At 65.0% G+C, this 14,372-nt stretch carries 13 protein-coding genes and 1 pseudogene; 10 read left to right on the top strand and 4 right to left on the bottom strand.

Features of this window, described 5'->3' with window-relative positions; all coding sequences use genetic code 11:
* Positions 1–81: 81 nt before the first annotated feature.
* The 4 genes from SJY40_RS03530 to ccoS are packed head-to-tail and all read left to right on the top strand — an operon-like array spanning position 82 to position 4,314.
* Complete coding sequence (locus SJY40_RS03530; RefSeq protein ID WP_378942806.1) at positions 82–1,590, top strand: 4Fe-4S dicluster domain-containing protein; 1,509 nt, start codon at positions 82–84, stop codon at positions 1,588–1,590.
* Positions 1,587–2,036 (top strand): FixH family protein, encoded by a 450-nt coding sequence (locus tag SJY40_RS03525; RefSeq protein WP_378942803.1) that lies wholly within the window; start codon positions 1,587–1,589, stop codon positions 2,034–2,036. Before SJY40_RS03530 ends, SJY40_RS03525 begins: the two co-directional genes overlap by 4 nt.
* Complete coding sequence (locus tag SJY40_RS03520) at positions 2,030–4,174, top strand: heavy metal translocating P-type ATPase (RefSeq protein ID WP_378942800.1); 2,145 nt, start codon at positions 2,030–2,032, stop codon at positions 4,172–4,174. The genes SJY40_RS03525 and SJY40_RS03520 overlap by 7 nt, the downstream gene beginning before the upstream one ends.
* Positions 4,171–4,314 carry a cbb3-type cytochrome oxidase assembly protein CcoS gene (ccoS, locus tag SJY40_RS03515; RefSeq protein ID WP_378942798.1) on the top strand — a complete coding sequence of 48 codons (144 nt, stop codon included), beginning with the start codon at positions 4,171–4,173 and terminating at the stop codon, positions 4,312–4,314. The genes SJY40_RS03520 and ccoS overlap by 4 nt, the downstream gene beginning before the upstream one ends.
* 33 nt (positions 4,315–4,347) lie before the next feature.
* Here the strand turns inward: ccoS and SJY40_RS03510 are convergent, their stop codons facing one another.
* From SJY40_RS03510 to SJY40_RS03495, 4 genes are all read right to left on the bottom strand, one after another.
* Positions 4,348–5,883, bottom strand: coding sequence for an alkaline phosphatase D family protein (locus SJY40_RS03510; protein ID WP_378942795.1), 1,536 nt, complete (start codon positions 5,881–5,883; stop codon positions 4,348–4,350).
* Positions 5,884–6,045: 162 nt separating this feature from the next.
* Positions 6,046–7,680, bottom strand: coding sequence for a GMC family oxidoreductase (locus tag SJY40_RS03505; protein WP_378942792.1), 1,635 nt, complete (start codon positions 7,678–7,680; stop codon positions 6,046–6,048).
* A gap of 64 nt (positions 7,681–7,744) precedes the next feature.
* On the bottom strand, positions 7,745–9,130 hold the full coding sequence (locus tag SJY40_RS03500) for a c-type cytochrome (RefSeq protein ID WP_378942790.1): 1,386 nt from the start codon (positions 9,128–9,130) through the stop codon (positions 7,745–7,747).
* Between the two features lie 6 nt (positions 9,131–9,136).
* Complete coding sequence (locus SJY40_RS03495) at positions 9,137–9,646, bottom strand: sugar dehydrogenase complex small subunit (RefSeq protein WP_378942787.1); 510 nt, start codon at positions 9,644–9,646, stop codon at positions 9,137–9,139.
* Positions 9,647–10,168: 522 nt separating this feature from the next.
* Between SJY40_RS03495 and SJY40_RS03490 the strand changes: the two genes are divergently transcribed.
* From SJY40_RS03490 to SJY40_RS03465, 6 genes and pseudogenes are all read left to right on the top strand, one after another.
* Complete coding sequence (locus SJY40_RS03490; protein WP_378942785.1) at positions 10,169–10,561, top strand: hypothetical protein; 393 nt, start codon at positions 10,169–10,171, stop codon at positions 10,559–10,561.
* Positions 10,507–10,803 (top strand): LysR substrate-binding domain-containing protein, encoded by a 297-nt coding sequence (locus SJY40_RS03485; RefSeq protein ID WP_378942783.1) that lies wholly within the window; start codon positions 10,507–10,509, stop codon positions 10,801–10,803. Before SJY40_RS03490 ends, SJY40_RS03485 begins: the two co-directional genes overlap by 55 nt.
* Positions 10,804–10,997: 194 nt before the next feature.
* On the top strand, positions 10,998–11,633 hold the full coding sequence (locus SJY40_RS03480) for a tripartite tricarboxylate transporter TctB family protein (RefSeq protein ID WP_378942780.1): 636 nt from the start codon (positions 10,998–11,000) through the stop codon (positions 11,631–11,633).
* Between the two features lie 30 nt (positions 11,634–11,663).
* Positions 11,664–12,770 carry a tripartite tricarboxylate transporter permease gene (locus SJY40_RS03475; RefSeq protein WP_378942777.1) on the top strand — a complete coding sequence of 369 codons (1,107 nt, stop codon included), beginning with the start codon at positions 11,664–11,666 and terminating at the stop codon, positions 12,768–12,770.
* A 30-nt stretch (positions 12,771–12,800) separates the two neighbouring features.
* Positions 12,801–13,775 carry a shikimate dehydrogenase family protein gene (locus SJY40_RS03470; protein WP_378942774.1) on the top strand — a complete coding sequence of 325 codons (975 nt, stop codon included), beginning with the start codon at positions 12,801–12,803 and terminating at the stop codon, positions 13,773–13,775.
* A pseudogene (locus SJY40_RS03465) lies at positions 13,726–14,313 on the top strand (sugar phosphate isomerase/epimerase family protein); the annotation flags it as partial. The gene SJY40_RS03470 and the pseudogene SJY40_RS03465, both read left to right, overlap by 50 nt.
* Between the last annotated feature and the right edge of the window lie 59 nt (positions 14,314–14,372).

Genomic DNA, 14,372 nt, shown 5'->3' with positions numbered 1-14,372 from the left:
AAAACGGACCCTATTTGATCCACGTCAAGGCATGGCGCGCGCCTTTGCGAAAGGAAGGGCGCGCAACCACAAGGCAGCATGATGTCCGACACCCCCCAGAACCTCTATGCCGCGCGGGTCCCGATCTTTCCCCGCCGCGTGCAAGGGTATTTCCGCCGCCTGAAATGGTGGATCATGGCCGTCACGCTGGCCATTTATTACCTGACGCCATGGCTGCGGTGGGATCGCGGCCCGAACCTGCCCGATCAGGCGGTGCTGGTCGATATGGCCAATCGCCGCTTCTATGTCTTCTGGATCGAGATCTGGCCGCATGAGTTCTATTTCGTGGCCGGGTTGCTGGTCATGGCGGGGGTGGGGTTGTTCCTGTTCACCGCGATGCTGGGACGGGTCTGGTGTGGCTATGCCTGCCCGCAGACCGTCTGGACCGACCTGTTTCTGGTGATCGAGCGTTGGGTCCAGGGCGACCGCAACGCCCGCATGCGCCTGCACCAGGCGCCATGGACGGGTCACAAGATCCGCCTGATGGGCACCACATGGGCGCTGTGGCTGATGGTGGCGATGGCCACCGGCGGGGCGTGGGTGTTCTATTTCACCGATGCACCGGAACTGGCGCGCCAGCTGGTGACGCTGTCGGCAGCGCCCATCGCCTATGTCACCATCGCCATCCTGACCGCGACGACCTTTGTCTTTGGCGGATTTATGCGCGAACAGATCTGCATCTACATGTGCCCGTGGCCGCGCATTCAGGGTGCGATGATGGATCCCGGCACGCTGACCGTCGCCTATCGCGACTGGCGCGGCGAACCACGCGGGCGCGGGTTGCGCCGTCAGGCAGCGGGCCTGCGCGTGGCGGGTCCGCAGATTGGCGGGCGCGCGCCGCTGATCCCCATGCCGGGCGTGCCCGACACCACGACCCATGTGCAGGGCCCCGGCGACTGCATCGATTGCAATGCCTGCGTCAACGTCTGCCCCATGGGCATCGACATCCGCGACGGCCAGCAGATGGCCTGCATCACCTGTGCCCTGTGTATCGACGCCTGCGATCAGGTGATGGAGAAGATCGGCCGCCCGCGCGGGCTGATCGACTATCTGGCGCTGTCCGACGCCCCGCGCGAAGCCGCAGGCGGTGCCCATATCCCGGCGTGGAGACATGCGTTGAAGCCGCGCAACCTGATCTATCTGGCGATCTGGCTGGCCATTGGCGCGGCGCTGGTCTTTGCCCTGTTCGTCCGCCCGCAGATCGAGCTGACCGTCGCCCCCGTCCGCAACCCCACCTTCGTCACCCTGTCGGACGGCAGCCTGCGCAATGCCTATGACGTGCGGCTGCGCAACAAGCATCACGATGCCCGCATCTTCAACCTGACACCGGGTGCGGGCAGCGTGGCCGATTTGCAGATCGAGGGGCATCAGGACGGACAGGTCGCGGTCCCCGCCGACGCTCAGATCAAGGTTCGCGTCTATCTGACGGCTGCTACAGGGTCGGCCCCTGCCAGCAGCGACCACAGCCCCGTCCGCCTGTGGGTCGAAGACACCATCAGCGGCGAACGCGCCCATGTGGACACCACATTCAATGGAAGGGACAGCCAATGACCGAACTGACAGGACGCCATGTCGCCGCAATGTTCGTGGGCGGCTTCAGCATCATTATCGCCGTCAATCTGCTGCTGGCGACCAAGGCCGTCAGCACCTTTCCAGGCCTCGAGGTGCCGAATTCCTATGTCGCCAGCCAGTCCTTCGACGCCCGTCGCGATGCCCAGAACGCGCTTGGCTGGACGTCGCGGGTCAATTACCGCGACGGGTTACTGGCCATCGTGGTTCTGGACCTCGACGGCAACCCCGCCCCCATCCGCGATCTGACCGCCCATATCGGCCGTCCGACCGAGGCGCGCGACGACATCGCCCTTGCCCTTGACGCAAAAGGTCGCGTGGCCGTCGATCTGGCGCAGGGTATGTGGCGGCTGGATCTGGCGGGCCATGCCGATGACGGCACCCCCTATCAACGCGCCATCCCCCTGAAGGTCGATCCATCATGGTAGCCGCCTGCCCCGCCTGTTCGACCGTCCAACTGCCCCAAGGGCGCGCGGTGGATCAGCCGACCCACGTGCTGCACCTGCCCGACATCCATTGCGGCGGCTGCATCGCCACGATCGAACGCGCCCTGACGGCCCTGCCGGTGGTCCAGCAGGCGCGGGTGAACCTGACGCTAAAGCGCGTCATGATCATCGCGCCGGGGGCCGAGGATGCGATGCTGATCGATGCCCTTGCCCGCGCCGGTCACCGCGCCGACCGGCTGGATGCGGGCCGCCTTGGCCCCCGCGACGTGACCGCCCGCGATCTGCTGACCCGCATCGGCGTGGCGGGCTTTGCGATGATGAACGTCATGCTGCTGTCCGTCGCCGTCTGGAGCGGCGCCGCCGGCGCCACCGCGCAGGTGTTCCATCTGGTGTCCGCCGCCATCACCATCCCTGCCGTGGGCTTTGCCGCGCAGCCGTTCTTCGTCTCCGCCATTGCCGCCCTGCGTCACGGGCGGATGAACATGGATGTGCCGATCTCGCTGGCGATCGTGCTGGCCTCGGCGGCGTCGCTGGCCAATGCCTTCGGCTTCAGCGACCGTGCCAATTGGTTCGACGCCGCGCTGGCGCTGACGTTTTTTCTGCTGATCGGGCGCTATCTGGACCGTGCGGGCCGCGCCGCCGCCCGTTCCGCCGCAGCCGAGCTGGCCGCCCTGGAAGCCCCGCAGGCCGTGCTGATCGAGGGCGCGGTCGATCGCATCGTCGCCGCCGAGACCCTGCAACCGGGGTCGCTGATCCGGGTGCGCCCCGGCGACCGCCTGCCCGCCGATGGCACGATCATCACTGGCCAGACCGATCTGGACCGATCCGCGCTGACCGGCGAATCCGTTCCGCAACCCGCAGGTCCGGGCGATGAGGTCACCGCCGGAGAGACCTGCCTGACGGGCGCGCTGACCGTCCGCGTGGATCGCGCCGGGCGCGATACCGCGCTGGCCCGCATGGCCAATCTGGTCGCCACCGCCGAGACGCAGCGCACCCGCCACACCGGCATCGCCGACCGCGCCGCCCGCATCTATGCGCCGCTGGTCCATGTGCTGGCCGCCGCCACCTTTGTCGGCTGGCTGATGCTGTCGGGCGACGGCTGGCGGGCGCTGGACATCGCCATCTCGGTTCTGGTGATCACCTGCCCTTGCGCCTTGGGGCTGGCGGTGCCTGCGGTATCGACCGTGGCGACGGCGCGGCTGTTCCGCGCTGGCATCTTGGTGAAATCGGCCACCGCGCTGGAACGTCTGTCCCAGATCGACACCGTGGCCTTCGACAAGACGGGCACGCTGACGACGGGGCTGGTGACGCTCGGCAGCAACCCCGATGCGGACACGCTGTCCATCGCAGCGGGGCTGGCGCGGGCATCATGCCATCCCGTTTCACGGGCCATCTTGGCGGCCGCAGAGGCGCGCGGCATCACACCCGCCGCCGTCACCGACACCACCGAACATCCGGGCTGCGGCGTTCAGGGGACGCTGGACGGCCGAACCGTCCGCCTTGGCCGGGCCGGCTGGATCGCAGGTGCCGAGGGAACCGATGCCGCCGTCTGGCTGTCCGTCGCGGGCCGGCCGCCGGTCCCGCTGTCCACGTCCGAAGCCCTACGCAACGATGCCCTGCCCACCATCCAGGCATTGCGCCGTCAGGGTTATCATCTGGCGCTGCTGTCGGGCGACGCTCCCGAACCCGTGGCCCGCATGGCCCGGGAAACCGGCATCGACACCGCGCTGGCCCGGCTGACACCCGCCGAAAAGGTGGACTGGGTCCGCGAGGGCACCGCGCGCGGGGCGCATGTGGTGATGGTGGGGGACGGGCTGAACGATACGGGCTGTCTTGCCAGCGCCCATGCCGGGATCTCGCCGGGTTCGGCGCTGGATGCGGCGCGGTCGGCATCCGACGTGGTGCTGATCGGCGGCGGGCTGATGGGCGTGCCGGGCGCGCTCTCCACCGCACGGGCCGCGATGGGCCGGATGCGCCAGAACATCGGGCTGGCAGTGCTTTACAATGTCGTCTCGGTGCCGCTGGCGATGTCGGGGCATGCCTCGCCGCTGATCGCGGCTCTGGCCATGTCGCTGTCATCGCTGACCGTGACCTTGAATGCCCTGCGGAGGTTTCGATGAACGTGCTGGCCGTCCTGATCCCGATCTCGGTCACCCTTGGGCTGGCCGGGCTGGCGGCTTTCGTCTGGTCGCTGCGGTCGGGCCAATATGACGACCCCGCCGGCGATCAGGCCCGCGCGCTGGACCTGATGGAGGACTGACCCCGGGCAGGGGTCAGTCCGCGGCCCGGCGGATCAGGCCAGCGCCGGTTCCAGTTCGGTGGACCACAGCGTGATATCCTCGCGGTCCATCAGGCTGACGGTCATCACCTTGGTGGCGGCGCTGATATCGACCTTGCCGAAGAACTGCATCCCGTCCGAGGGCGGCAGGTTCGCCTGTCCCTCGTCCGGATGCTTGGCAAAGCGGACCTCGGGGCCGAAGGTGTTGTCATAATCCGACGGACCGAAGGTCCCCGCATGCAGGGGCCCCGACACGAATTCCCAGAACGGATCAAAGTCCTGAAACACGGCACGGTCGGGGCTGTAGTGGTGGGCGGCGGTGTAGTGCACGTCGGCGGTCAGCCAGACGGTGTTGCGGATGCCGCCATGCTTGATGAAGGACAGCATCGCGGCAATGTCACCTTCGCGGCCGCGCACCGGACCGTCGCCATTCGCGCCGTTCTCCATGGCCGTGTCGCCGTCGCGGACCATCATGCCAATGGGCATATCGGCGGCGATGACCTTCCAGACAGCCTTGGAATTGGTCAGTTCGCGCTTCAGCCACGCCATCTGGTCGGCACCCAAGAAGGGCGTACCGCCCTCTTCGTCATTGGCGGTGTTGTCGCCGCGATAGGTGCGCATGTCGATGACAAAGACATCCAGCAGCGGGCCATAGGCGACCTTGCGATAGATGCGGCGCGGCTCGGCCAGGTTCTGGCGGGTGGGCAGCATCTCGTGGAAGGCCTGACCGGCGCGGGCGGCCAGCAGGCGCGCCGATTTGACCGCATAGCGGTCGTCGGCATCCAGCATTTCATTCGGATACCAGTTGTTGGTGACCTCGTGGTCGTCCCACTGGGCGATGACGGGGACCTGCGCGTTGAAGGCGCGAACGTTCGCATCCATCATGTTGTACAGATGCTGACCGCGATATTCGTCCAGCGTCTCGGCGACCTTCATCTTGGCCTCGGTCATGACGTTCTTCCACATCGTGCCGTCGGCCAGTTCCACCTGTTCCTGCAGGGGGCCGTCGGCATAGACGGTATCGCCCGAATGCAGGAAGAAGTCGGGATTGTGGTTCAGCATCGCGGCATAGGTCTTCATGCCGCCACGATCCTCGTCGATGCCCCAGCCTTGGCCTGCCACGTCGCCCGACCAGACAAAGCTGACGTCGCGCAGCGCATTCGGCGCGGTGCGGAAATGGCCGGTGACGGGTTCGGATTTCGTGCCATCAGACAGATCGGCCATGGTCACGCGGTAAAAGATCTCCTGATCCGAGGGCAGACCCGTCAGCGCCATCTTGCCCGTGTTGTCGGTCGGCGACCCGACCGGCAGACGCGGCATCAGATGCGCGTCGCGGAAACTGTCCGAGGTGGACCATTCGACCCACATCTCGGCCTCGCGGTCGGCGCGGCCCCAAATGACGGCGCCGTCATGGGCCACGTCGCCCGATTGCACGCCATGGGTGATGACGGGCCGCGAGGCGGCACGGACCAGCCCCGGCATGGCCAGCCCCCCGGCCACGGCTGCGGTTCCAAGCAAGGCTTGCCTACGGGTAAAGGTGATGCGGGGCATTTCAGATCTCCGGTTCGTCAAGGGACACAGAGGGCTGAATTCGCAACAAAAGCTGACAGTTACGCGACAGGGCTGCGAAGTTCGGGTGACATTGCCCTGTCCCGCAAAGCAGAACGGCCCACCCCATAGGGCAGGCCGTGTCGCGTGACGATGCCGCCGGGCTCAGCCCGTGCGCAAGTCGCGCTTGATGGCATCGGCGGCCCGCAGCGACAGGGCCGCCATGGTCAGCGTGGCATTCACCGTGCCTGCGGCCGCCATTGCGCCCCCCGTCGCCAGGAACAGGTTCTGGTGGTCGTGGCTGCGGCACCAGCTGTCCACAACGGAATCGCGCGGATCGGTGCCCATGATCGTGCCGCCGCAGATGTGGTTGTTGGGGGTGAAATGATCGCTCATCTCGACCTCGGTGCCGCCAAAGGCCTCGGCGATGGTCCGCAGATGTTCGCGCGACGATACGGCGGCGCGGCGGACGTAATCGCCCACGTCATAACGCACGTCGGGCATCGGGATGCCAAGGCTGTCGCGGCGGTCGCCCGAGAGGGTCAGGCGGTTTTCGGGATCTGCCAGCGTCTCATGGTTGACATAGATGTTGACGCCACAGGCCGCGCGGCGGCGGATCTCGGCGTCCAGCGCCTTACCGACCTTGCCGGTCTGCAGCGCCTTCAGCCCGCCCTTGGTGGTCTGGGCGGTGTTGTTATAGCCGATCTGGATGGCCGAACGTTCACCCCGCCAGTCGCCGTCGCGGAAGTTGGTGATGGAGGACATCTGGACCGAGCCCTGCCCCGCCCAGATGGGTTCCTCGGCCACGAAGCTCATCGAAATGCCGGGGTGGTCCATCATGTTGCGACCCACCTGATCCGAGGAATTGGCGATGCCGTTCGGGTTTTTGTCGTTGGCCGCGACCAGCAGCAGCTTGGGCGTCTCGATGCCGTTCGCGGCGATGACGAAGCGACGCGCCAGAACCTTGGTGCTGTTCTTGTCCGGATCATAGAAATGCATCGCCGTCACGTCGTTCGCGCCGTCCGTGTCGATGCGATAGACGACGGCATTCGGGATGACCGTCGCGCCCAGCTGTTCGGCCTTTTCGACGGAATAGATGCCGTTGTACATCGCGCCGATGGGGCAGATCGGCATGCAGTTGTTGTTGCCGCAGCACTGCGGACGCCCGTCATAGGGCCGCGAATTGCGCCCCTGCGGCACCGGCGTGTTGTCGTAACCCAAGGGCGCCACAACTTCGGTAAAGCGACGGTCGCCATAGCCGTAGGGCATCGAGGTCATAGGCCAAGGCTGCGCACGCGGGGCGGACGGGGTGATCTGCTGATCGTTGGGGCCCATGACGCCCATCTCGGTCTCGGCGGCATAGTAATAGGGTTCAAGGTCGTCATAGCTCAGCGCGAAATCGCGGCCGACGCCATAGCGCGACTTCATTTCGAAGTCGCTTGGCAGATAGCGCCAGCTGGAAGCCGCCCAATGCCAGGTCGTCCCGCCGACACCCTTGATGATGCCCTGCTTGTAGGCGGCGGCATCGGGACCGGTCGTCTTCAGATACCCGTTGTCGGGGAAGAAATTCGTATGCGGCGCCCAAGGCACGTTCGGATAGGGCGTGGCATAGTCGAAATCGGCTTTGTTCCGCGGCGGCATGTAGCGCCAGTTCTCGACGATCTTGTCGCGGTCATAGCGCGGCCCGGCATCCAGGATGATGACGGAGAGGCCCGCCCGTACAAGATCCAGCGCCAGAAGGCCGCCGCAGATCCCCGCGCCGGCGATGACGACATCGGCTGTCAGAGTTTTCTGGGTCATGGGATGTTCCTTGGGGTCAATGCACGCGCATCGGATCACCGATGCGCGGCCAAAATGGGGGGTGTCAGGCCGCGCGGCGGCGGCGGACGATCAGAAGGGCGACCAGTCCCAGCACGGCCAGCGCGGCGATCAGCCCCGCCACCATGATCTGCGGGGTGGCCAGCCGGACCAGCGGTGGCACGGCGCCCCCGGTGCGGGCCGTCTTCACGTCATCGGCGGTAAAACCCACGGGCTGGGGGCCAAAGCTGGTGGCGGTGAAGCTGGCAAGCCGCGCGATCTGTTCGTCGTCCAGCTTCTGCACTAGGCTGTCGGGGCCGAAGCCCGGCATCAGCGTGTGGTGGTCGCCGGTCTCGCGGGTGACGCCCTGCAGGATGGTGGACAGCAGGTTCGTCCCCTGTGCCTGCGTCAGCGTCAGATTGCCCTGCAGCGCCGGATAGGTGCCATCGGGCGAACCCTGGCCAGACAGCCCGTGGCAGGACGCGCAGACGGTCTCGTAGAGCTGCGCCCCCGAGGCATCTTCGTCCAGCCGGTGCTGGCTGCGTGCATCGGCATGATCGGCGGGAACGAAGGCGGCGGGGGTGGGCACGTCGGCGGCGGCTGCGGGTTCCCGACCCTTCGCGGGCAGGCTGCGCAGATAGGTCACCATGGCCGCGATGTCGTCATCCTTCAGGTGCTGAAGGCTGTATTCCACGGCCTCGGCCATCGGACCCGAGGCGCGGGCATGGGTCGCCACGCCGGTCTTCAGATAATCGGCCAGATCCTGATCCGACCAATCGCCAAGTCCCGTCGGCGTCAGGTTCGGGGCATGCCAGCCGCCGATATCACCGCCCGCCAGCATTTCGCCATGATCCGACCCCATCAGTAGGTTGCGCGGCGTGTGGCAGGTGCCGCAATGCGCCGGCCCCTCGACCAGATAGCGGCCACGGTTCCATTCGGGGGACTGGTCGCTGTCGGGCTGGAAGGGTTCGGCCCGCGCAAAGGCGGCGTTCCAGGCGATCATCGACCAGCGCTGCGAGAACGGGAAGGAAAGCCTGGTTTGCGGCGCAGGTTCCTCGACCGGCTCGACCTCGGTCATCAGATAGTCGTAGAGCGCCGAGATATCCTCATCCGTCATGCGGGCATAGGACGGATAGGGCATCGCCGGATAAAGATGCGCGCCGTCCTTGCGGATGCCGTCACGCAGGGCGGCGGTGAACTCCGCAAGGCTGTAGCCGCCGATCCCGAATTCCACCGACGGCGTGATGTTGGACGAGGTGATCGCCCCCATCGGCGACTGGATGGCATAGCCGCCCGCATAGGGCGCGCCCTCGTGGCCATTGGTGTGGCAGGCGGCGCAATCGGCGGTCGTGGCGACATATTCGCCGCGCGACATGTCCTGGGCCGCGACCGGCAGGGCAAGCCCGCCCATCATCACGGCGGCAAGGCGGAGGGTATGGGAAAGGGTCATCATCGGCCTTCAGAATGCGGGCATGTCAAGAAGCGCGGGCGGCGTGGCGGTCCACCAGTCCGGACCGTTCAGCGCATAGGTCGGGATCGGCACCGCATCCAACGCGGGCTGATACATCAGAGCCTTTTCAAAGGTATAGACTGTGGCATCGCTGCCTTTGGCCACGGCGCCCGTGTACCATGCACTGATGATCGCCAGCAGCGTTTCGCGCAACGGATCGCGGTTCAGGGCGGTCAACAGCGTCTCAACGTCGGGGGCGCGGGTCTCGCTGATTTTACGCTCCAGCGCTTGGGCGTCGGCATCGAAATCGCCGTTCTCAAGCCGCAGACCCTGCAGCAGCCCCGCCCCCAGATCGCTGTCCAGATGTTGATGGCCGGTGGCAAAGCGCGACAGCGCCATGAAGCGGTCGATACGGATGGCATCTTGCGCAAAGCCTGCGGAAGGAAGGGCGGCCACGAACAGCCCCATGGCAGAGCTGCCAAGGAACTGTCGCCGGTCCAGACGAGCGTTTTCGAACATGAGGCTGATCCTGCGATGGATGGCGAACACCGCCTCGAAGGTGGCGGCTGTTAGCGCGCAAACTGACCTTCGCGTCAGGGTTTGCAACCAATCAACCGCATGTTGTTCCACCATGACCGAAAAGGTCAGGTTTGCACCCCAGGCGCGACATGTCGCCATATGCGACGTTCGGTCGCAGGCTATTCGTCAATGTTTACAGATGCATATCGTGCAAATCCGCGCGGCCTTGGCGGACGTTACGTCAGCTTATGCAAAAGCAAGATATGCAATGTGATCATAGCGGAAAGACCCGCATGCGATAGCTGTGGCCGCGAAAACGACGTCAGATCACGCCGAATCATTGCTGCAAGTCGCCATCGCGCCCCTAGGCATGACAGCGTGAAGGAACTTACCCTGCGTTAGATCAAGGTCGCGCACCGTGATGATCACCGACCGATCCAAGGCACCGCGAACCTGCTGAACGTGTCAGCCCCCGGCATCAACCGGTTGATCAAGCACACCAAGGACAGGTTGGGCATCCGCTTGTTCGAACGCAAGGCCCGCGTCTTTGTCCCCGCACCCAAGGCGCAGTCGATCTGTGCCATGCTGGAACAGGCGCACCGGCAGATGGACAACCTGGCCGCAGCGGTTGCTTCGCTGCAAAAAGGCTATGAACTCACGCGGTCCCTCACCTCGGCACCGTTGATCGCGCGGGTCATTCGCGGTCCGGACCAGCGCTTTCCCGATCTGGACATCCTGAAGATCAAGAAGACGCTGGACTATCTGCTGCTGGAACAGAGCGAAATGGTCATCATGTCGTCGCCGATCGACAACCCGGCGGTCCATAACATCCCCTATGCGAAGCTCGCATCGTCGCCATCATGCCCGAGGGGCACGAACTGGCCGAAAAATCCGCGTTCTCGATCCGTGACCTGATGCACTTTCCCTTTGCAGGCGTCGCCCCCGACGACCCCTATGGCCGCAAGCTGCCCCAGCCTTTCGTCGATCCAGAGCTGACCCAGCGTCATGCCATGCGCGGAGGCTTTGCACAGACCATCGTCAGCCTTTTCCGCCACGGGCTGGGCGTGGCGGCGATCGGCGAATTTTGGGTGTCCGAGGTCTATATGCCCGGTCTGGTCCGCCGCCCGCTGGTCGAGCCTTCCTCGATCACCGCCTGATCGGGGCTAAGCGCGGGCGGTTCGATCGATACCGTCAGCCGCGCCATCACCCCCCCCCATGCCGAAGAGGTTTTGGGTGGCGAGGTCATCTTGCTACACACGACCGGCGGTGTCTTGGCCAAGCTGACCAACGCCTATGACACAGCCGCCGAAAGCCCCGATTTCCCGGAACTGATGGAAGGGCGCGGCTTAAGATGCAGTCGATCAGCGGCGACGAGGCGCAGTTCCTCCTAAACCAGTGGCAGAGCCAGACCGCCTGGACCCTGGGGGATGCGGGTTTCGCTAAGAACTCGCCTGAAGACTTCGGCATCGCCCGACGAATAAGGACGCCCGCCGGTTGCCCCGCCCGACGCGGGGCAACCCACCGCACCGCAAGCGCCAACGTCCCGCGGGGCGAAGCGCCGCGAAGGATCACGCATATGAAACCGACACCCAAGCGCCGCCCCGGCGAATCGCCTTTCAACGCGGCCATTCTGGTGGCAAACTTTTACCTTTTGTATACCGCCCATAGCATCGCGGGTTTCAAGGCGCTGTCCTCGCGCGGGGCCGTGCCGATGGCCATCACTGCCATCATGGTCGTCACCAGCGCGATCATGCTGCGGCAGACATGCCGCAAGGGTAGCGGTACCACGCAGACGCTGCGTCATGATATCCTGCCCGCGGCCGTACTGATGACCACCGCGATGGTCGGCGCTTGTGCAGTGGCACTGCGACGCCTTGGCTTCCTGCCGACGTCGGTGGTGTTCCTGCTGGTGATGATCCGCTTCCTGTCGCGTCGTTCATGGAGCTTCTGCCTAGCGGTGTCGGTCGGCACGGTGATCCTGATCTAGACGATCTTCTGGTTGATCTTCGCCGTCCTGATGCCCCAAGGCATCGTCCCCGAAGGGCGCATCGTCGCCTTCATGTCCTCCCTGTTCTGGGGCGCGCAAATGGACATCCTGTCGAACCTGCTGATGCCGCTGACGCGTCTTAATCGGCGCAGGCACATTCGCCGGCATTTATATCGGCGCCATCAGGGGCTGTCGGTCACGATGGCAGTTTCCATCCTGATCTCGTTCACCTTCTCATGGGACGCCTATCCAGCACTGGCGCCGATGATCGGCATCTATATGGGCGGGGTCTATGGCGGGTCGCGGACGGCGATCCTGCTGAACACAACCGGCGCACCATCCGCCATCTCCTCCGAGCTGGACGGCTTACCTCTGGCTTGGCAGGGCCGCACGGGCGAGGCCATCGGCACCATCATGGGCGCCCTGCCTGGCACCGACGGCGACATCGCATCGCTGATGGCCTATGACCACGCCAAGCGCGTCACCCGCAACCCCGCGCCCCCCCCCTTCGGCCAAGGCGCTGTCGAGGGTCCGGTCGCCACCAAAACCGCCAATAACGCTGCCGTCGGCGGGGCTTTCATCCCCATGATGACGCTTGGCATTCCGAGCGATGCGGTCACCGCCATCATGATCGGTGCACTGTTCATCCACGGCTTGAACCCCGGCCCGATGCTGATGATCGAACAGCCACATATGTTATGGTTCATCGTCGGATCGCCGGCACTAGCCAACTGCTTCATGCTGATCTTCGGGCTGACGGGCATCCGTCTGTTCGTCAAGATCGTCGAGCTGCCGCGCACCATCCTGCTGCCCGTGATCATGGTCCTGTCGATCGTCGGCGCCTATGCCATCAACAACAGTGTCACCAACGTCTATTGGATGCTGGGATTTGGTGTCTCTGGCTATTGCATGCGGCTTTACGGCTGTCCGCTGGCACCGGTCATCCTGGGGGTGATCCTGTCGCGTCTGCTGGACGACAACTGGCGCCGCGCCATCATCAGCGAGCGTGAGGACTTCGGTGCCATGATGCAGGGCGTCGTAACCAGTCCGCTGTCGCTGTTTCTGCTGGTGGCGGTTGTGCTGATCCTTGTGACGAACACGCCCATCTGGGCCCGCTGGCGCGCCCGCAAGGGCTGATGTCCAAGATCCGAAGGGAAGATCCCTACCATGTCCGATATCATCCATCTTGGCCTGATCGGCGACAATATCGCCGCTTCGCAGTCCCCGCGGCTGCACCGGCTGGCGGGCGACCAGAACGGTCGGCGCGTGGTCTATGACAGCCTGATCCCCGCCCAGCAGGGCTTGGGTTTCGACGCGCTTTTCGCCCGCTGCGCCGATCAGGATTACCAAGGCGTCAACGTCACCTATCCGTATAAAGAGGTCGCCGCTGCCATGGTCTGCATCGACGATCCGCTGGTCGCGGCTGTGGGGGCGGTCAATACGGTGCTTTTCACACCCGATGGACCACGCGGGTTCAATACCGGTTATTCGGACTTCTTTGCGGCCTATCGGCTGGTCCGCGGCGATGCCGATCCCGGTGCGGTTCTGATGATCGGCGCGGGTGGCGTCGGACGCGCGGTGGCCTTCGGGCTGCTGGCGCTTGGAGCGAGCCAGATCCGGCTAGCGGATTGCGACAGCGGCATCGGACGTGCCGTGGCGCAGGATTTGCGAGACCTGCGACCGTCAGCTCAGATTATGACCGGCACCGAAGCACAAGCCATGGCCGCTGGGGCGTCGGGTGTCATCAACTGCGCTCCAGTTGGCATGGTCGGCTACGACGGCACCCCGCGGGATGGCCATCTGACAGCGGGCGCAAGCTGGGCCTTCGATGCCGTCTATACCCCGGTCGAGACGCGTTTCCTGACCGATGCCGCTGCCCATGGTTTGCAGATCATCTCGGGCTCTGAGCTGTTCATCGGTCAGGGCGTCGATGTACGGGCACTGTTCACCGGCCTGCCGCTGGATCTGGCACGGGGCACGGCATCGCATGAAAACCTCGATCGCCACCGTCTCGCTGTCGGGCAGCCTGACCACCAAGCTGTCCGCAATTGCCGCCGCTGGTTTCGATGGGATCGAGATTTTCGAACAGGACTTGCCGGCATCCGACTTCACCCCCGCCGAGGTCGGGAGTATGGTCCGTGACCACGGGCTGACCATCACCCTGTTCCAGCCCTTCCGTGCTTTCGAGGGCCTTCTCGATTTCCTACGCAGCCGTGCCTTTGCCCGTGCCGAACGCAAGTTCCAGCTGATGAACCAGCTGGGCACCGATCTTACACTGGTCTGCTCGATCGTCCCCCCCCACCAAGCCATCGGCGGCATCGACCGCATGACGCAGGATTTCTGCGACCTTGGCGATCTGGCCCGGAAATACGGCGTCCGCGTCGGCTTCGAGGCGCTGTACTGGTGCCGCTTCGTCAACGATCACCGCGACGCATGGGAGGTCGTCCGCCGCGCAGATCATCCTGATATTGGCCTGATACTGGACAGTTTCCACACGCTGGCGCGCAGAATCGACCCGGGCGACCGGATCACTTTTGTGAAAATGGCGGATGCGCCCGCTATCGGCATGGAGCTGCTGGATTGGTCTCGCCATTTCCGCAACATTCCCGGCGAGGGCGATGTGGATATCACGGGCTTTATGTGCGTTGTGGCAGCAACCGGTTATGACGGCCCGCTGCGCCTTGAGATTTTCAACGACCAGTTCCGTGCTGGCCTGCCACGCATGGCGGTCCAGAACGG

The organism is Paracoccus sp. R86501 (assembly GCF_042466435.1).
In the GTDB taxonomy this organism is placed as follows: Bacteria; Pseudomonadota; Alphaproteobacteria; order Rhodobacterales; family Rhodobacteraceae; genus Paracoccus.
The sequence above is the reverse complement of the archived record's forward strand: the minus strand, read 5'-3'. Positions and strand labels throughout refer to the sequence as shown.